This window comes from Saonia sp. (assembly GCF_056326165.1).
The window spans coordinates 419,815-437,946 of sequence record NZ_JBWFBN010000001.1 but is presented as its reverse complement, the minus strand read 5'-3'; the positions used below and the strand labels follow the sequence as shown (position 1 = coordinate 437,946).

The 18,132-nt window shown below is 33.8% G+C and carries 17 protein-coding genes; 8 read left to right on the top strand and 9 right to left on the bottom strand.

Annotated features, from left to right (window positions below; genetic code table 11):
* The first annotated feature begins 6 nt into the window (after window positions 1-6).
* Window positions 7-1,494 (top strand): ArnT family glycosyltransferase, encoded by a 1,488-nt coding sequence (locus AC000W_RS01920; RefSeq protein ID WP_474745559.1) that lies wholly within the window; start codon window positions 7-9, stop codon window positions 1,492-1,494.
* On the opposite strand, the gene bioD is transcribed toward AC000W_RS01920, so the two are convergent.
* From bioD to AC000W_RS01905, 3 genes are read right to left on the bottom strand one after another with little or no spacing between them, the layout of a single operon-like run.
* A complete protein-coding gene (gene bioD / locus AC000W_RS01915; protein WP_474745557.1) occupies window positions 1,486-2,103 on the bottom strand; it encodes a dethiobiotin synthase in 618 nt (205 codons plus the stop codon). The genes AC000W_RS01920 and bioD overlap by 9 nt on opposite strands.
* 2 nt (window positions 2,104-2,105) lie before the next feature.
* Complete coding sequence (locus AC000W_RS01910) at window positions 2,106-2,489, bottom strand: putative signal transducing protein (RefSeq protein ID WP_474745555.1); 384 nt, start codon at window positions 2,487-2,489, stop codon at window positions 2,106-2,108.
* A gap of 1 nt (window position 2,490) precedes the next feature.
* Window positions 2,491-3,654 carry an aminotransferase class I/II-fold pyridoxal phosphate-dependent enzyme gene (locus tag AC000W_RS01905; protein WP_474745553.1) on the bottom strand — a complete coding sequence of 388 codons (1,164 nt, stop codon included), beginning with the start codon at window positions 3,652-3,654 and terminating at the stop codon, window positions 2,491-2,493.
* 37 nt (window positions 3,655-3,691) lie between these two features.
* Here AC000W_RS01905 and AC000W_RS01900 point away from each other — a divergent pair, with 37 nt between their 5' ends.
* From AC000W_RS01900 to AC000W_RS01890, 3 genes are all read left to right on the top strand, one after another.
* Complete coding sequence (locus AC000W_RS01900) at window positions 3,692-4,222, top strand: GNAT family N-acetyltransferase (RefSeq protein ID WP_474745551.1); 531 nt, start codon at window positions 3,692-3,694, stop codon at window positions 4,220-4,222.
* Window positions 4,223-4,524: 302 nt separating this feature from the next.
* Window positions 4,525-4,773 (top strand): DUF2975 domain-containing protein, encoded by a 249-nt coding sequence (locus AC000W_RS01895; RefSeq protein ID WP_474745803.1) that lies wholly within the window; start codon window positions 4,525-4,527, stop codon window positions 4,771-4,773.
* A 1-nt stretch (window position 4,774) separates the two neighbouring features.
* Entirely contained in the window at window positions 4,775-4,978 is a 204-nt protein-coding gene (locus AC000W_RS01890; protein WP_474745549.1) for a helix-turn-helix domain-containing protein, read from the top strand.
* 54 nt (window positions 4,979-5,032) lie between these two features.
* Here AC000W_RS01890 and AC000W_RS01885 read toward each other — a convergent pair whose 3' ends face one another.
* The 6 genes from AC000W_RS01885 to AC000W_RS01860 all read right to left on the bottom strand — a co-directional run bounded on the left by AC000W_RS01885 (window position 5,033) and on the right by AC000W_RS01860 (window position 14,658).
* Window positions 5,033-5,311: a F0F1 ATP synthase subunit delta/epsilon gene (locus tag AC000W_RS01885; protein ID WP_474745548.1), complete on the bottom strand. Its 279-nt coding sequence runs from the start codon at window positions 5,309-5,311 to the stop codon at window positions 5,033-5,035.
* A gap of 10 nt (window positions 5,312-5,321) precedes the next feature.
* A complete protein-coding gene (gene atpD / locus AC000W_RS01880) occupies window positions 5,322-6,830 on the bottom strand; it encodes a F0F1 ATP synthase subunit beta (protein ID WP_474745546.1) in 1,509 nt (502 codons plus the stop codon).
* Window positions 6,831-7,018: 188 nt separating this feature from the next.
* A complete protein-coding gene (locus AC000W_RS01875; RefSeq protein ID WP_474745544.1) occupies window positions 7,019-9,769 on the bottom strand; it encodes a TonB-dependent receptor in 2,751 nt (916 codons plus the stop codon).
* Between the two features lie 229 nt (window positions 9,770-9,998).
* Window positions 9,999-11,846 carry a glutamine--fructose-6-phosphate transaminase (isomerizing) gene (gene glmS, locus AC000W_RS01870; RefSeq protein ID WP_474745542.1) on the bottom strand — a complete coding sequence of 616 codons (1,848 nt, stop codon included), beginning with the start codon at window positions 11,844-11,846 and terminating at the stop codon, window positions 9,999-10,001.
* A 128-nt stretch (window positions 11,847-11,974) separates the two neighbouring features.
* A complete protein-coding gene (locus AC000W_RS01865; RefSeq protein WP_474745540.1) occupies window positions 11,975-13,843 on the bottom strand; it encodes a DUF4270 family protein in 1,869 nt (622 codons plus the stop codon).
* A gap of 5 nt (window positions 13,844-13,848) precedes the next feature.
* Window positions 13,849-14,658, bottom strand: a complete 810-nt coding sequence (locus tag AC000W_RS01860) for a glycogen/starch synthase (RefSeq protein WP_474745538.1) — start codon at window positions 14,656-14,658, stop codon at window positions 13,849-13,851.
* 104 nt (window positions 14,659-14,762) lie between these two features.
* Between AC000W_RS01860 and panC the strand changes: the two genes are divergently transcribed.
* The 4 genes from panC to AC000W_RS01840 are packed head-to-tail and all read left to right on the top strand — an operon-like array spanning window position 14,763 to window position 18,117.
* Window positions 14,763-15,611: a pantoate--beta-alanine ligase gene (panC, locus tag AC000W_RS01855; RefSeq protein ID WP_474745536.1), complete on the top strand. Its 849-nt coding sequence runs from the start codon at window positions 14,763-14,765 to the stop codon at window positions 15,609-15,611.
* Between the two features lie 13 nt (window positions 15,612-15,624).
* Window positions 15,625-15,975 (top strand): aspartate 1-decarboxylase, encoded by a 351-nt coding sequence (gene panD, locus AC000W_RS01850; RefSeq protein ID WP_474745534.1) that lies wholly within the window; start codon window positions 15,625-15,627, stop codon window positions 15,973-15,975.
* Between the two features lie 2 nt (window positions 15,976-15,977).
* A complete protein-coding gene (locus tag AC000W_RS01845) occupies window positions 15,978-16,943 on the top strand; it encodes a lysylphosphatidylglycerol synthase transmembrane domain-containing protein (protein WP_474745532.1) in 966 nt (321 codons plus the stop codon).
* Window positions 16,944-16,974: 31 nt separating this feature from the next.
* Window positions 16,975-18,117 carry an alpha/beta hydrolase gene (locus AC000W_RS01840; RefSeq protein WP_474745530.1) on the top strand — a complete coding sequence of 381 codons (1,143 nt, stop codon included), beginning with the start codon at window positions 16,975-16,977 and terminating at the stop codon, window positions 18,115-18,117.
* Window positions 18,118-18,132 lie beyond the last annotated feature (15 nt).

Here is an 18,132-nt window from a genome sequence, read left to right as displayed (position 1 = left end):
GCATCCATGTTTAAAAAGGTTATTGCTTTTCTTACGCCTGATTATATAAAGCTAAAAAACAGAACAGTTTTTTTAATTCTTTTTTTAGTCTCTTTTTTAATTAGATTTCCTTTTTTCTTTCGAGATTATGTTGACAGAGATGAAAGTACGTTTATTCTTATGGGGCAATCATGGGTAAATGGTCACCTACCATATACTGAACTGTGGGATTTAAAACCACCTATTACTTTTCTGTACTTTGCTGGTATAATTTATATTTTTGGGAAAAGCTTTTTTGCCATACGCTTTTTCGGAACCCTTGCTGTGGCCATTACAGCATTTTATACATATAGGATTGGGGTAGAAATAAGCACCAAAAAAGTGGGTTTTTGGGCAGCAATTGGATGTGTAGGACTACAAAGTATGTTTGGTAGTTTGCAAGGAGTCATGTCCGAACATATCTGCATGGTATTTTTTATACCTGGCTTATATCTACTACTAAAACACAATAAGCCTTCTATGTTTATTTTATCTGGACTATTGATGGGGCTATCAATTATGACTAAATTGAACATGGCATATCCTGTTCTATTTTTGGGGTTATTTCTACTTTATCATTCTTTCTATCAAAAGAAATATCTGACAGGGGTAATAAATTTAGCTGTATTTTGGGGAGGTGTTTTAATTGTAGTTCTTTTAACTATTTTGCCTTATTATCTAAAAGGCTCTTTTGATTTATGGTGGAAATCCGTTATTGAAGCCCCTTTAGAATATACAGAAGCCCGCAGATATTCTTTAACAAAGACACTGCCTTTTTATTTAATAATACTAAGTTTCTTTTACTTTTTATGGAGAAAAAAATATTTCGATTTTAAAAAGCCCCGCCATCTATTAATTTTAATCGCAATCTTTGGTATTCTATTTTCTTTTGTGAAGGGAGGACGTATAAATGGGCATTATCTTATTCAATTACATCCTCTCTTAATAATTTTTGTAGCTATTGTAATAAGTAAAATCTCATATTTAAAAACACTAAACTACAAACCATATATTTTAATCCTTACCCTGTTGCTTCCTATAGAAGCCTATATTGAATATACTTCGATTATAAGAAACAAAATACAAAGAGGAACTTTATATAATGGCGAGGGGTTTACTGTACCCCAATATATTTTGGAAAATAGTCTTGAAACCAAAAATCTTTTATTTTTTGGGTATCATATCGGATATTGGGAATTAGGGATAAATCCGCCAACCAAATCTACTACCCATCCCAGTAACATTTGTAGAAGTGAGCTTTTTCCATTCTATTCGAATCCCAGAAAAACATCTGTTGATGAATTAAAATATATTATGGAAGAACTTCAACCAAAAACAATTGTAACAAGAAAGGGAAGGTCAGTTTTTGATAAAAAACAGGTAGAAGAAAATGAATATATTAATATCTATCTAGACAAACACTACAAGGCTATTGCAACAGTTGAAAAAGCAGAAATCTTACAGCGTTTAGAGTGATTCCAGCACGTCTTTAAATTTAGCTGCGTATTTTTTGACAATCTTTTTATTAAAAGATTTTTCCTCATCTATTCTACCTAGAACCTTAGCTTTGGTCTTTTTGGCGATTATACTCTCTGATGCAGCATTTTCTACTCCAGAGAACAAAATAAAAACCTCATATCCTCTGTCCATTAACCATTTTACTGTTAGTAGCGTATGGTTGATACTGCCCAAATAATTTCTAGAAACCACAATAACTTTATGGTTTGGCATAATAATATCCAATACAGTATCGGTATCATTTAAAGGCACCAGCAAGCCTCCTGCTCCCTCAACAACCAAATGGTTGGTCGTTTCTGGTTCGTGAAGTTTTTTATACTCAATTTTAATACCATCTATTTCAGCAGCTTCATGTGGGCTTACAGCAGTATTCAATTCGTATGCACTTTTATGAAAAACTGTTTTGTTATTGGATATTAAAGCAGCAACTTTATTAGTATCAGTATTGTCCAAATCCCCAGATTGGATAGGTTTCCAATAATCTGCCTTTAAAGCTTCAACAATAATTGCAGAAGCAATGGTTTTTCCCACTTCCGTAGATATTCCAGTGACAAAAATCTGTTTCATAATTAACTTGATTTGGTGATAATGTTACAGTTGAGACATTTATATTTTCTCTCTTCAAAGAAAGGAAAAAGTTTATAAAACAACCCTTTTCTGGTGTAATAAACTTCAGATTTTTGGGCTTTACAATTTGGGCAGACTATTAATTCTCCTCTATCGTCAACAGCATAGTTTCTAATTTCATTGTAAATTTCCAAGGCCTTTTCCTTATCTGTGGAATATACCTGCAACTTTACACCTCCTATGGCACCACTAATCAATGGGTCAGAATTAATTGTATTTTCATCTTTTAGAAAAACCTCAATCCCCTCCGATTCTAATTTTCCTTTCACGATTTGTACGTCAGCAGAAAATTCAAAAGAGGCTAGGGTAAAAAATTTTTGATCCATATTATTTTAAATTTGATGCTAATATTTGTAAAACCAATCCCAATTCTTCTTTGGAATTATAACTGTGTAAACAAAACCGTAAGCGTTCCTGTCCCTCTGGAACCGTTGGTGAAATAATAGGATGCACATTAAATCCTTTATCTTGAATTTTTTTTGCCACACTTTTTACTTCCTCATTTCCAGAAATAAGACAACAATGAATAGAGGAATTACTTGGGATAAAATACTTATTGAGTTTTAAAGCTTCTACTCTTTCTTTAAAAAAACTTATGTTGGTTTCCAATTGACTTCTTGGCTCTTTAGCTTCATCTTTTAAAAGAAAGGAAAATGCCGAATAAATGGTTGCGATAGAATGTGGTGGCAAACCTGTAGTATAAATAAAGCTACGAGCAAAATTTACAAGGTATTCAGTTAATTTTTTACTTCCCAATATTGCAGCTCCATGGCAGCCCAATGCTTTTCCAAAGGTTACAATTCTTGCAAAAACATCTTTATGAAGATTGTTTTGTTGTACTAATCCTTCTCCATTTTCTCCGAAAATCCCGATGGCATGTGCTTCGTCAACAATCAATTTATAGCCTTTAGATTTTGAGAAGTTTACCAAGCCCTCTACATCTGGTGAATCACCGTCCATTGAGAAAACAGATTCTGTCACGATATAGATTTCATCAATAGCCAAATCGGTATTATTTTGACAACGCTCAATAGTTTGTTTTAAATCCTCTAAATTATTATGTTTAAACTTATAACTTTTTGCATTGCTAAGTAAAATACCTTCCCTGATGCTTGCATGTATTAATTCATCATAAAAAATAACATCCCCTTTTTGAGGTATTGAACTAAAAAAACCAAGATTCGCATCATAACCAGAATTAAAGATTAGAGCGCTTTCCACAGCAAAAAAGGATGTTAAATAGGTTTCTAATTCAGAGTATAAATTATAATTTCCCGATAAAAGTCTGGAGCCAGTAGCTCCATTTTGTGATATTCCTTTCTTTAAAATTAATTTAAATGTATCAGAATATATTGCTTCATTAGTCGCAAAACCTAAATAATCATTTGAGGAAAAATCTACTAAATTTGTTGCTTTACCTAAAGTGCGAAGAGCCATATGCTCTCCCCTTTTGGTTAACTTAGACTGAAGTTTTTTGGGAAAATCCATCATGTAACAAATCTAGTCTTTTAATTAAAATATTATACCCATGGTTATCTTCAAAATAGCTGAAACAACAGAAGAATTAATACAAATTCTGAAACTTCAACAAAAAAACCTCCCAACCCAGCTATCAAATGAAGAAAAGAAGAAAGAAGGTTTTGTAACTGTATCACATTCTTTGGAAATCCTGCAAAAAATGAATACTATGTGCCCACATATTATTGCCACTGATAATAATGTAGTTGTAGGTTACGCACTATGTATGCACCCATGCTTTGCTAATGAAATTGAGGTATTAAAACCCATGTTTGTTGAAATTGAGAAAGTCTTTCCCAAGGAAAATAAATTTATTGTTATGGGTCAGATATGTATTGACAAAAATTATAGAGGTCAGGGGTTTTTTAAAAAGTTATACCAGAACATGAAAGAAGAAGTACAACCAGAATTTGAATATATAATTACAGAGGTTGATGCTGCCAATACACGTTCACTCAACGCTCATTATGCTGTTGGATTTACAGATTTAGCAACATATATTTCCAATGAACAAGAATGGAAATTAATTGTTTTGGAATAAATTTATTATTGTTTATCAATAATTTTTATATATTTATTATCGTTAAACAATAATTTTTTAATTATGAAAAAATTAGTTCTTTACTTATACATTTTAATTTGTCTTTGGATTTTTGGTGGAATTACAACAATTTTTAAGTATACCAACTTAATTCATGATATAATGTTCAGTAATGATAATGCAGAGTACTCTCTGGTTATTATTATACTTATTTGTGTTAAAATGCTCGCTCTAATAACAATAACCTATTTTTTGTTCAAGTTCAGTAAGATTGTAAACAAGCTAAATTTGGAAAATTTTTTATCAAAAAAAATGGAAAATCTTTCAATATTATTGGAAGAGCATTAATTTATTATTGTGCCATAAGATTCTTCATAAATATAATTGAGATTATTTTGGGAGAACCATACAAAAAAATTAGTGATTTTAATTCGACCGAAGTAATTGAAGGTATTGTTACACTACTCATAACAGCTCTCTTCCTTTTAATAATTTCAAAAATAATAGGCAAAGGATATATTCTTAAAAAAGAAAACGACCTAACCATCTGATATGGGCATTGTAATCAATTTGGATGTAATGCTTACAAAGCGTAAAATGAAAAGCAAAGATTTAGCAGAAATTATTGGAATAACCACTGCCAACCTTTCTATTCTTAAATCTGGAAAAGCTAAAGCCATTCGGTTTACTACCTTAGAAGCTATATGTAAGGCATTAGATTGTCAGCCTAGTGATATATTAGAGTATATTGAATAAGAAAGCCGCTCAATGGGCGGCTTTCTTATTTATATGATTAATAATGGCTTTTATTTAATCAGCCAATACAATTACTTTGTTGTCTTTCATTTCAACAGTTCCACTATTGATATTTAAAATGGTTTCTCCATTAGGACCTTTAGAAAATTTACTTTCAAAATCCTCATCAACCGTAATGTTTCCCTGTATCTTAACAGTACCTTGTTGTAATAATGATACTATAGGTGCGTGATTGGACAACATTTGAAATTCCCCATTAATTCCTGGAACTGTTACCGATGTAACTTCTCCAGCAAATAAAGTTGCTTCTGGTGATACTATCTCTAAATGCATAATTATTTAATTAAGCTTCGGCTAACATTTTTTCTCCAGCTTCAATAGCGTCTTCAATGGTTCCTTTAAGGTTAAAGGCAGATTCTGGCAGGTGATCCAATTCACCATCCATAATCATGTTAAATCCTTTAATTGTATCCTTTATGTCTACCAATACTCCTTGTAAGCCTGTAAACTGTTCTGCAACATGGAAAGGTTGTGATAAGAAACGTTGTACACGTCTTGCTCTACCTACAGCTAATTTATCTTCTTCAGATAATTCTTCCATACCAAGAATAGCAATAATATCTTGTAATTCTTTATAACGTTGTAACAGCTCTTTTACACGTTGCGCACAATCATAATGCTCATTTCCTAATATATCAGCAGTTAAAATTCTAGAGGTAGAATCCAATGGATCCACAGCAGGGTAAATACCTAACTCAGCAATTTTACGTGAAAGTACAGTAGTTGCATCCAAGTGAGCAAATGTTGTTGCTGGCGCTGGATCCGTTAAATCATCCGCAGGCACGTAAACCGCTTGTACAGATGTAATAGAACCTCTTTTTGTAGATGTAATACGTTCTTGCATGGCACCCATTTCTGTTGCCAAAGTAGGTTGGTAACCTACCGCAGATGGCATACGACCCAAAAGTGCCGATACCTCTGAACCTGCTTGCGTAAAACGGAAAATATTATCCACAAAGAAAAGTACATCTTTTCCTTGACCATCTCCTGCTCCATCACGGAAGTATTCCGCTATAGTTAATCCTGAAAGTGCCACACGTGCACGAGCTCCAGGAGGTTCGTTCATTTGTCCAAAAACGAAAGTGGCTTTAGACTCTTTCATGGCTTTTTTATCCACTTTGGACAAATCCCATCCACCTTCTTCCATAGAATGGATAAAGTCATCACCATATTTTATTATCCCAGATTCCAACATTTCGCGAAGCAAATCGTTTCCTTCCCTTGTACGTTCACCAACACCTGCAAATACTGAAAGTCCTCCGTGACCTTTTGCAATGTTATTAATTAATTCCTGAATTAATACCGTTTTACCAACACCTGCTCCACCAAATAATCCAATTTTACCTCCTTTTGCATAGGGCTCAATTAAATCGATTACTTTAATCCCAGTAAAAAGAACTTCAGTAGAAGTTGATAAATCTTCAAATTTAGGGGCTTCTCTGTGTATGGGTAAGCCATCTTTTCCTGCTTTAGGCAAATTTCCTAAACCATCTATCGCATCTCCAATTACATTAAACAATCTTCCATATACATCATCACCAATTGGCATTTGGATGGCACTACCTGTTGCATTTACTTCAACACCCCTGCTTAAACCATCAGTAGAATCCATAGAAATGGCTCTTACTGTATTTTCGCCAACATGTGATTGTACTTCTAGCACCAATTTAGAACCATCGGCTTTATCAATTTCCAACGAATCATAAATTTTTGGAAGCTCTGACCCAGCACCAAATTCAACATCCACAACTGGTCCGATAATTTGAGAAACTTTACCTGTAATTTTTGACATTACCTAAGTATTTAATTTTTAAGAATCTATTTGCGTTTTTAACGTATGCTTGTATTGATAATACCTTACGTTTTTCAGGCTGCAAAGATATGTTATTCAATTTTAAATAAAAACTACTTCTCTTCTTTTTTGCCAATAAAAAAGGCATCATTTAAATGACGCCTTTTTTATAAAGTTTTATAACATTTTTACGGATTTATAGTCCATGACACATAATAAATGGACCCTACGAATCCTGTCCCTATAGCGCTAAAATATTCATCTCCTAATAAGTTAGAACCTCCAACTTTAAATACAGATTTAATATTTGGTACTGAATAGTTAACCTGTGCATCTAATACCGTATAAGCAGGGATATCACCATCGGCAAAAGAAGCTTGCCACTCATAAGTATCGCTCCACCTATAATTAACATTGAATCCAAAATTCTCAAAAAGTTCTGTATTTCCAAAAGATGCCTTTACTTTATGCTTTGGTGTGTTAAAATTGGTTCTAAAATCAGGAAAAGCAGCTTGGTTAAAGTCTAATTCAGAATAGGTATAATTAGCTCCCAAGTCAAAGTTTCCAAAAACTTTGGTGTCAACACCAATTGTTCCACCATAAGAATTAATATCAGCTGCTGAATTGGTATAAGTTTGATAGGCCTTAAAATCACCATTCTGCAATGCCAATAAAGAAAGTGCATTGTCTCCTGCAGTTCCATATAGTGGAACAAGTACAGTTTGATTGGAAATAAAATTCTTGTATTTGTTATAATAGCCTGAAAGATCTATCACCACTTTCCCAAGCTTAGCTCTATAACCAGCCTCAAAAGCAGTAATCTCTTCAGGTTGTACTATAGGTATATTAACTGCTGCTGGCGCTCCTGTACTAACAGAATTCAAGGAAAATGCATTTTCATAAGCTGCTCTACCAACTACATTAACACTAGATTGACCAGTTAATGTAGCTCCACTCTGACTTAAATTAAAGGTTCTAACATCTCTGTCTAAATTGTTAGGAGCCGAACCCACCAAAATAGCCGCTCCAGCATCTAAACCTATAAATAAATCCTGAGTAGTAGGATTTCTAAAACCCTGCTGAACTGATGCTCTAAAGTTTTGATCTCTATTTTCTCCTGCTGTATATACCACCGAGAATCTTGGAGATAAAAAGCCTTCAAAAAATTCATTTTTATCATATCTAACAGAACCTGTTAGTTTTAATCTCTCATCCATCAACTTCTTTTGAACTTGCATATAGGCCCCATATTCTTTATAACTAATAGGACCATCAATGTCTGTAAAAATAGTTCCGTTTGAATTTAGCTCATACTCTCTATACGACCCCCCTATTTGAATCTCGGCCACATCTTCTGTCAAATGGCTAAAATTGTAATTGGCATCTGCATGTCTAAATTTTGTGTTATCGATAAATTTAGCTCCTGTTGTTAAGTTTCCATCGGAAGTAATTCTATTAAAGGCTGATTGAAACTGTGGTGTGCCAGGAACATATCTACCCGCATCTGCCACTTGTCTGGCAGCGGCATGTGCTGTTGCTTCATCTAACTGAACACCTGTACCTACTCCCAATCTTGCACCAATGAATGTTTGAGCATATTGCGTAAACCAATCTGTATCGGACTTCCATGCTCTGTTAATATTGATAGCTGCAAATCTTGTGTCGTAGGAATCTCCAGATCCTTCAGTAGTAATATATCCTCTAAGAAAGAAATTATCGTTTCTAATTTCTACTTTATGCTGCTGCATAATAAAATTCTTGATTGAATATCTATTGGCTCCCTGATAAATTGTATTTCCTCTACCAACTCTTCCATTATATATAATTTCAACATCATTGGCAAAAGGTCTGTAGTGAACAGAAAAATCTGTTTTTACACTTTCAGCTTCATAATTTGCTAAATCAATTTCCTCATACCCAGTTCTAGTAACAAAAGCAGAACCTACTGTCCCTGATGGTAATCCAGCAGCAGCATCAAAATTAAGTAAGATTCCTACCTCATCGCCATAAATATTTAACCCGTCGTAGGCTGGGTTAACTCTAGTTGCTCCTGGATTATTCAAATCAACATCACTATTAGCATGCCAATCTTCTCCTTTTAGAAAAGACAAATTAGCTTTAACGGCCAATTTATCACTAAAAGCGTGGGATACTCTAATTCCAAAATCATAATAATTATTATCCCCAGCTGCTTGTTGTGATGTTATTCCTGTTTTAGCATAAGCACTAATTCCTTGATAATCAAAAGGATTCTTACTGGTCATAAACAAAATACCATTAAAAGCACCCGCACCATATAGTGCAGATGAAGCTCCAGGTAATATTTCTACACTTTGAACTTCTAATTCGGACATCCCAACCAGGTTTCCTAAAACAAAGTTCAGCCCAGGTGCGGTATTGTCCATACCATCTACCAATTGCATAAAGCGTGTGTTTGCAAACGTTGCGAAACCTCTTGTATTTATAGATTGAAATGTTAAACTGTTAGTGTTAATATCTACTCCCTTTAAATTCTGCAGACCTCCATAGAAAGATGCAGCGGATGTGTTTTTTATTTCCTTTAAGCCAAAGCGTTCAACTGATACGGGAGATTCAAAAATTCTTTCCGGGGTTCTAGATGCAGATATAACTATTTCATCAAGAATGGTCTGTGCCTCATTTAAAACAGCAGAAACCGTTTGCTCATTGCTGGTAATTTCTTCTGCTGCTTCTGAGTATCCTATACTACTAATTCTTATTTGAAAAGGTGGTTCTTCTGAAGTTTCCAAAGTAAAATTTCCATCAAAATCTGTAACCGTACCTATTGCCTTCCCCACAATGACAACATTTGCCCCTGGAATTGGCTCACTATTTTGGTCTACAACACTTCCCTTTACAACTGTCTGGGCATACCCAAACATTCCAAACATCAAAAAGGATAAAAAGAGTATTTTTTTCATTCTTAAATATTTTATATAAACATTAGTTCAAGCCTGATTTTCCGTTATTTTATCGGCGGCAAGATACATTTTTTTATATTTCGATAGTAGAAAAAGGACAAAAAAATTATGCATGCATAGCATTATTTCTTAAAATAAGATACCCAAAAATGATATATCCTCAAAAAAGTATAAAAAAAGACCATCAAAATGGTCTTTTTAATATTATCAAAGAAATATCTTACAACTACTATTCTACCGTAACAGATTTTGCCAAGTTACGTGGTTGGTCAACATTACATCCTCTCATTACTGCAATATGATAGGATAATAACTGCAATGGGATTGTTGTTAATAGTGGTGTTAAACTTTCCAAAGTCTCTGGAACTTCTATAACATGATCAGCCAATTCCTTTACTTGACTATCACCCTGTGTAACAACAGCAATAATTTTTCCTTTTCTGGACTTTATTTCTTGGACATTACTCACTACTTTTTCGTAATGTCCTTTTTTGGTCGCTATAACCACAATAGGCATTTGCTCATCTATTAAAGCAATAGGACCATGCTTCATTTCAGCAGCTGGATAACCTTCGGCATGTATATAACTAATTTCTTTTAGCTTTAAAGCCCCTTCCAACGCCACAGGAAAATTATATCCTCTTCCTAAATACAAACAATTTGAAGAATCCTTATATACATCTGCTATAATTTCAATTAATGGATTTGACTCTAATGCCTTTTCCACTTTTGAGGGAATAGTTTCTAGCTCAGTTAAAAATTCATGGAACTTGGATTCAGAAAACACTCCTTTCTCTTTTGCCAATTTTAAAGCAATAAGAGTAAGTACTGTTATTTGTGTTGTAAATGCTTTTGTAGAAGCAACGCCAATTTCTGGCCCAGCATGGGTATAAGCGCCTGCATCCGTAGCTCTTGCAATTGAAGACCCTACAACATTACACACACCAAATACAAAGGCTCCTTTTTCTTTGGCCAATTTTATAGCCGCCAAAGTATCCGCTGTTTCCCCAGATTGGGAGATAGCAATAAGTACATCCTTATCTGTAATAACCGGGTTTCTATATCTAAACTCAGAGGCATATTCAACTTCAACTGGTACTCTAGCCAAATCCTCAAAAATATACTCCGCTACCAATCCAGCATGCCATGATGTTCCGCAGGCAACAATGATAATTCTATTGGCATTAAGAAATCTTTCCAAATGTTGGTCAATTCCAGCCATTCTTATTATTCCTTTATCTGCTAATAATCTACCTCTGTAAGTGTCAAGAATTGCCCTTGGTTGTTCATAAATTTCTTTCAACATAAAATGGTCAAAACCACCTTTTTCAATTTCCTCAAGATTTAATTGAAGCTCCAAAATATTGGGGTAAGCAATTTTATCATCCTTAATTTTCCTTAACTTAATTTCTTTACCAATTCGGAGAATTGCCATTTCCTCATCCTCTAAATAAACCGCATTATTAGTAAACTCAATAAAAGGTGAAGCATCTGATGCTACAAAGTATTCATTCTCACCAATACCAATTGCCAATGGACTTCCCAACTTGGCAACTACTATTTCATCTGGTTTATGTTTATCAAAAATAGCAATAGCATATGCTCCTACTACTTGGTTCAATGCAATTTGAACCGCCTTTCCTAGTTTTACATCTTCCTTCTTTTTAACCTCTTCAATTAGGTTAACTAAAACCTCAGTATCAGTATCTGATTCAAAAGTATAACCCCTCTTTATTAAGGCCTTTTTTATAGATTCATAATTCTCAATGATTCCATTATGTATTATTACTAAATCACCAGAGTTTGAGTAATGTGGGTGAGAGTTTACATCATTAGGAATGCCGTGAGTAGCCCACCTAGTATGCCCTAATCCAAGTTTTCCAGATGTAGAAATTTGAGACTTCGTTTTATTCACCAAGTCTTCAACCTTTCCTTTAGTTTTAGATAGATTAACGTTTCCTCCATCATAAAGTACTATTCCTGCGCTATCATAACCTCTATATTCTAGTCGTTGAAGCCCTTTTATAATGATTGGATATGCATCTCTATGACCAATATATCCTACAATTCCACACATGTATTTAAAGTTATTAAGATTGGCAGGGAAACTATTACAAACAAAGATAAATCAAGAATCTCCCTTTTTATGAAAATCTAGATGAATAACGAATAATTTCCTTAACTGGTATCTTAAACAACAAAGAATTAATTGGCCTTAGTGTAATATATTTCCAATTTAAGTTTTTTTCCTTCCTCTCCTATTACTTCCTTGCTCCCAAAAAGAACAGTTCCTAATGGACTTGTAGTAGCCATTACTGGAATATTTGTTTCGTTTAAATCATCTTCCAACATTGCATTTCTGACATTGGGTATTCCTATATTGGATGAAAGTGTTAAGCCAAGCGTTGCATTGACAGAATCTCGTACTATGAGGTTGTTAAGGTGGTCTGTTATTTTCACTGTATACTTTACACCCTCACCATTGGATTCTTCTAATATTCCATCATAATTATTGTACAGTCCTAAAGAAGTATTCGAGGTTGATGTTTCCGAAGCCACATTATACAATGGAAGATTTGATTCTGTATTAAACAAATAAAGTCTGGGCGGTTCAAACTCACTTCCCATAAGGTCTAAAGTGTTTCTATCTACATAAAAAATCAAATTGGCCTCATTAATAATCCAATTATTTTCTTTAATTTGATTGATTATTTCCTCTCCATTATTTTCATTGAACAATTTTATTTCACTATAAGTTCCAGAACCTCCTTTTAAGTAAATTTTTGATGCTTCTTCATTCGTGTCCAATTCATCCATTATTTCCGTTGGGAAAGCATCATTCAAAAATGTATTTATTGCATTATTTGTAATTGCTGAAGTTCCTCCACCTTGCAATAATCTTAATTGGTATGTTTTCTCTTCTTTCTCTATAAAATCATCAGAAGTATCATCAACTGTACTATTGGTATTCAACTTATCGTGTTCATAGTTTATATCTATTCTTGCTTGAGTCAAATCAAACAAAAACAACAAATCATCGGAAATTGAATCAACGGATAAATGAATACCTCTAAAAAACTCTTTAAAGTTACCACCGCTCAACAATTCAGATTGGCCTTCTTTGTCTAAAATATTTTCTTGAAAAAAAGCGGAATCTAATAATACTCTTATCCCTGGTTGTAGTGTTTTGGTAGCATCAATCTGCAGGGATTCATCTTCATCAGTCTCTGGGTCATCTTCATTGAAGAAAATTATTTCTTCATCACTTATAGTAACCTCACCATCAAAAAGCAACTCCCCAACAAATTCAGATGAAAACTGTTGATTAGAATAATATTCTTGTGCTTCTTGGAAATTGGAATTTGGGTCTAAATCTCTTAAAAAATAAGTAGAACGTTCAACTTTAAGGTTAAATGCGGCAGTTCTATTACCATAAATACTATCCAAATCCAATTTCTTAGGAAATGCATTAGTTACAGTTTCATCATCATCACCATCGTTAATCCCATCTCCATCTGTATCTGGGTTTAATGGGTCAGTTCCTGAGCTTTTTTCCTGAGCATTGCTAACTCCATCCTCGTCACTATCATTTGTGGAGTCATTTGGCTCATCATCAAATTCATCATCAACCCCATCGCTATCAGAATCCCTGAGAGATGCCGACTTCGTTAAATAAGGGATATATAAGTATACTTCTTTTACCGTTTCATTTTCTGGAATTGTAGAAACACTACTATCTGTTTCAGAATTATCTTCAGTGTTTTGCGAATAATTACCAAAGGTGGGATTGCCCGCGGTGGACAAGTTTACTTGCGAAGTTATTTTAGCTACAGTTTTTCCATAAATGGGGTCATTAAAAACTCCTAACTGATATATTGGCAATCTATTTGTTTGTACCGCTTTTATTTTCTTGTTGAAGGCAAATACATCATAAACTGCTTTATCGGTAACAAAAGGCTCTCCACTAATTACCCCTTCTCCTATTGTAGTAAGGTCTTCTTCACAGGAATAAAAACCTACAACCAATATGATTCCTGTCAGGACAGGAAACTTTAATCTTTTCAAAAATTTCATGTAATCTAATTTAAGACTTCCTCGTTGTAAAAGTTCATATATGCATCCTCAAATTCTTGAAGAGGAACATACTGCAACACTGGTTTTTGAAGGTTGGTAATATATTCTTTTAATTCTGACGGAATTTCTTCCGAGGCTAAAATAATAGCATCAGAAAAATCTACTGCTACTTTTAACAAATTATTATAGTTGGGAGTAGTAAGTGGGGCAATACTTTCCTTGTTTATGCCATCAAAAGCAATTTTATCCTGTACTTTTTCATTTAAATCTCCTTCAAATCCATTTCCATATACCGAAGTAACTATTTTGCTATCTGCAAACAAAGGTTCATCCCCATAGTATTTTCTAAGGTATAATGGAAGTAAAGAGGCCATCCAACCATGTACATGAATGATATCTGGTGACCAGTTTAATTTCTTAACTGTTTCAACAACGCCTTTTGCAAAAAAAATAGCTCTCTCGTCATTATCCGAAAACATGTTTCCATCTTGGTCAGCAAAAGTTGCCTTTCTCTTAAAATATTCTTCGTTATCAATAAAATAGACCTGTATTCGCTCTCTAGGTATGGATGCCACTTTTATAATCAATGGCATGTCCATATCGTTGATAACCAAGTTCATCCCAGATAGGCGTATAACCTCATGAAGCTGATGACGGCGTTCATTAATGTTTCCATATCTTGGCATAAAAATCCTAATTTGGCCTCCATTACTGTTGACCATTCTAGGTGTTTCGTATGACATTAGGGAAACTTCGTTCTCTGGCAGGTAGGGTACTAATTCTGAAGATACAAACAATATCTTTTTTCCATTCATAAAAAATGTATTTTGTTTACTTAGGATAAACGCGAATGCAAAATTACAAAAATTATACAGATTAGCCGTAATTATAGTAAGTTTGCTAGCTTTTAAACCAAATTATGCTGGTATTTCACTCAAAAAATGAATTGAGGAGCCACCTTTCTTCTCTTACTACCAAAAACTGTTCCATAGGCATGGTTCCCACAATGGGAGCATTGCACCAAGGTCATATTTCGCTGGTAAAAAAAGCAATTTCACAGAATAATTATGTTGTGGTAAGCATTTTTGTTAACCCCACCCAGTTTGATAATAAGGAAGATTTAAAAAAATATCCGAAGACTTTAGACAAAGACGTAGCACTACTCAAAACAGCATCAAAAAACATTTTTGTTTTTGCTCCATCAGCACAAGAAATATATAATGGTAAAATAAAATCCAACTCATATAAATTTGATGGCTTGGAAAAAGTAATGGAGGGTGAGTTTAGAACGGGGCATTTTAATGGTGTTGCAACGATTGTTGAGTTGCTTCTAAAAGCAGTAATGCCAAATAAAGCTTATTTTGGGGAGAAAGATTTTCAACAATTACAGATTATAAAAAAGTTGGTGGAGATTAGAAATATTTCTATAGAAATTATAGGATGCCCCATTGTGCGTGAACCCAATGGACTTGCTATGAGTTCACGAAATGAAAGACTGCCAAAAGAGGTAAGAAAAAGTGCCGGTTTTATATATAAAACTCTAAAATCTGCCAAAATAAAATTTGGCACAAAAAGTGCATCCCAAGTAATGGACTGGGTACAACATCAATTTGATAAAAAGCCACAATTTAAGTTGGAATATATTCAAATCACCGATGTTGACACCTTAACTCCGCTTATAAGAAAACAAAAAGATAGAAAATATAGAGCGTTTGTTGCCGTTTATACCGAAGGTGTGCGCTTAATAGACAATATTGCTCTTAATTAATTAACTTTGTCCCATGCAAATTCAAGTAGTAAAATCTAAAATTCACCGAGTTAAAGTTACTGGTGCCGACCTAAATTATATAGGAAGTATCACTATTGATGAAGATTTGATGGATGCAGCCAATCTTATTCAAGGTGAAAAAGTACAGATAGTGAATAACAACAATGGAGAGCGCTTGGAAACCTATGCTATTCCAGGTCCTAGAGGAAGTGGTGAAATTACCCTTAACGGTGCAGCTGCCAGAAAAGTGGCTGTTGGTGATATTCTTATTCTAATAAGCTATGCCTGGATGGGAATAGAAGAGGCCAAAATATTTAATCCTTCTCTAGTTTTTCCTAATGAAGATAACAATCTATTGACATAGTTTTGAGCCCTAATCTAAAAAAAACTCTAAAAACAATACTCCCAATAGCCTTGGGAGTTTTTTTAGTTCTCTATTGGTACAATTCTACAACACCAGAAGACAGGGAGCAAATAATAAAATATATAAAAGAAGCTAATCTTTTCTGGGTTGGTATTTCCGTTTTAATAGGAGTCCTTAGCCATGTTTCTAGAGCCATACGTTGGAATTATCTCTTAGAGCCTTTGGGTTACAAGCCTAGGCTTAGCAACAATGTACTTATTATTCTAATGTCCTATTTTGCCAATTTAGGAATTCCAAGATCTGGTGAAATCCTTAGGGCAACAGCATTAACAACTTATGAAAATGTTCCTTTTGAAAAAGGTTTTGGGACTATAGTCACAGAAAGAGTTATAGATTTAATTATGCTCTTGCTTATAATAACTATCACTCTTTTTTTGCAAACAGATATTATTCTGGATTTTCTACAAAACAAAGGGTTTAATTTCACAGGCATACTTATTTTGTTGGGTGTAGGGCTTTTGGGGTTCATCCTTTTATTGTTGTTCATAAAAAAATCCTCTATTTCTTTTGCCATAAAGTTAAAAACCTTTCTAATGGGCTTATTGGATGGCGTTTTGAGCATTTTTAAAATGAAGAACAAATGGGCTTTTGTTTTTCATACACTCTTTATTTGGGGAGCATATATTGCTATGTTTTGGGTAATAAAATATACTGTGGCAGAAACTATGAATTTATCATTAGGACAATTACTAGTGGGTTTTGTTGGTGGTGCTTTTGCAATGTCCACAACCAATGGTGGTATAGGTCTTTATCCTATCGCAGTAAGTAAATCTTTAGAGGTCTTTGGAATAAGCTCCATTTCTGGTGACGCTTTTGGTTGGATTATGTGGATTTCACAAACCCTTATGGTTGTTGTTTTTGGTGCAATATCTTTTCTGCTTTTACCGTTATTGAACAGAAACAGATAAGTTAATTTCTGTTTGGCCAAAAATCTTCAAAATGAAACTTATTTTTACAGCCATTCTTCTAATGCTATGCTTTGGCATAAATTCCCAAGTAACACAAGAAATTTTTGAATCCTTTAAACTTCAAGAAAGAAGGGATGTTAAATATTATTTTCCCGAGGACTATTCCGAAGAAAAAAAATATCCCATAATTGTAGTGTTAGATGCCGAATATCTGTTCGATAATGTAGTGGCAAATGCAAAATTTTATAGTACTTTTCACAGAATGCCACAAGCCATTATTGTTGGTGTAAACCAAAGTAAAGGTGATTTACGCTGGGAAGATTGTGCATTTGATGAAGTAAATGGATTACCTACCGAAAAAGGTAAAAATTTCTATGAGTTTCTAGGAATGGAGCTTATTCCATATTTAGAGACTAGCTATAGCACAGCTCCGTTTAAAATGTTTGTGGGGTATGATATTACGGCCAACTTTGGAAATTTCTTCTTGTTTAAAGAAGCCTCTTTGTTTAATGCCTATGTTAGTATTTCTCCAACACTGGCTCCTGAAATGGAAACTAGGGTTCCGACAAGACTGGCAGCCATGGACCAGCAAATTTTTTATCATCTTATTATTGAAGGAGAAAAGAACAGTGATAAACCAGCCCTGCTTGCTATGGATAAAGCAATAAAAGCGATTGACAAAGAATCTCTTCATTACTATTTTGATGAATATGACAATGCCGATGAGATTTCAATTGCAACTTATGGTATTGGAAAAGCTTTTGACGATATTTTTAAAATGTTCAGACAGATAAGTCCAAAAGAATACAAAGAAAAAATATTGACATCAGAAGAACCTGTGTTTAATTATTTGGAAACTAAATATGCGGTAATTGAAGATTTATTTGGTTTTAAAAAAGACTATGAGCTAAATGATATTATTGCCATTTATGCCGCATCCAGAAAAAAAGAAGATTTTGAATCTTTAAAACCTCTTTCGGATTTGTGTAAAAAGGAATTCCCAAACACTATGTTGGGTTTCTATTTTGAAGGAGAATATTATGAAGAAATTGGAGAACCCAAGAAAGCACTCAAAACATTTGAAAAGGCTTTTGGAATGGAAGAAATAGACTTCTTAACCAAAGATATGGCGTTGGAAAAAATAGATGCCCTAAAGGCTGATTTTGGATACTAAACTATCTTTTGCTTT

Coding starts and splice junctions, on each gene's coding strand:
- AC000W_RS01910 (WP_474745555.1), bottom strand. CDS start 2,489: ATGGATCAAAAATTTTTTACCCTAGCCTCTTTTGAATTTTCTGCTGAC.
- AC000W_RS01875 (WP_474745544.1), bottom strand. CDS start 9,769: ATGAAAAAAATACTCTTTTTATCCTTTTTGATGTTTGGAATGTTTGGG.
- bioD (WP_474745557.1), bottom strand. CDS start 2,103: ATGAAACAGATTTTTGTCACTGGAATATCTACGGAAGTGGGAAAAACC.
- glmS (WP_474745542.1), bottom strand. CDS start 11,846: ATGTGTGGAATTGTAGGATATATTGGTCATAGAGATGCATATCCAATC.
- AC000W_RS01890 (WP_474745549.1), top strand. CDS start 4,775: ATGGGCATTGTAATCAATTTGGATGTAATGCTTACAAAGCGTAAAATG.
- AC000W_RS01860 (WP_474745538.1), bottom strand. CDS start 14,658: ATGAATGGAAAAAAGATATTGTTTGTATCTTCAGAATTAGTACCCTAC.
- AC000W_RS01885 (WP_474745548.1), bottom strand. CDS start 5,311: ATGCATTTAGAGATAGTATCACCAGAAGCAACTTTATTTGCTGGAGAA.
- atpD (WP_474745546.1), bottom strand. CDS start 6,830: ATGTCAAAAATTACAGGTAAAGTTTCTCAAATTATCGGACCAGTTGTG.
- AC000W_RS01865 (WP_474745540.1), bottom strand. CDS start 13,843: ATGAAATTTTTGAAAAGATTAAAGTTTCCTGTCCTGACAGGAATCATA.
- panC (WP_474745536.1), top strand. CDS start 14,763: ATGCTGGTATTTCACTCAAAAAATGAATTGAGGAGCCACCTTTCTTCT.
- AC000W_RS01905 (WP_474745553.1), bottom strand. CDS start 3,654: ATGATGGATTTTCCCAAAAAACTTCAGTCTAAGTTAACCAAAAGGGGA.
- panD (WP_474745534.1), top strand. CDS start 15,625: ATGCAAATTCAAGTAGTAAAATCTAAAATTCACCGAGTTAAAGTTACT.
- AC000W_RS01840 (WP_474745530.1), top strand. CDS start 16,975: ATGAAACTTATTTTTACAGCCATTCTTCTAATGCTATGCTTTGGCATA.
- AC000W_RS01920 (WP_474745559.1), top strand. CDS start 7: ATGTTTAAAAAGGTTATTGCTTTTCTTACGCCTGATTATATAAAGCTA.
- AC000W_RS01900 (WP_474745551.1), top strand. CDS start 3,692: ATGGTTATCTTCAAAATAGCTGAAACAACAGAAGAATTAATACAAATT.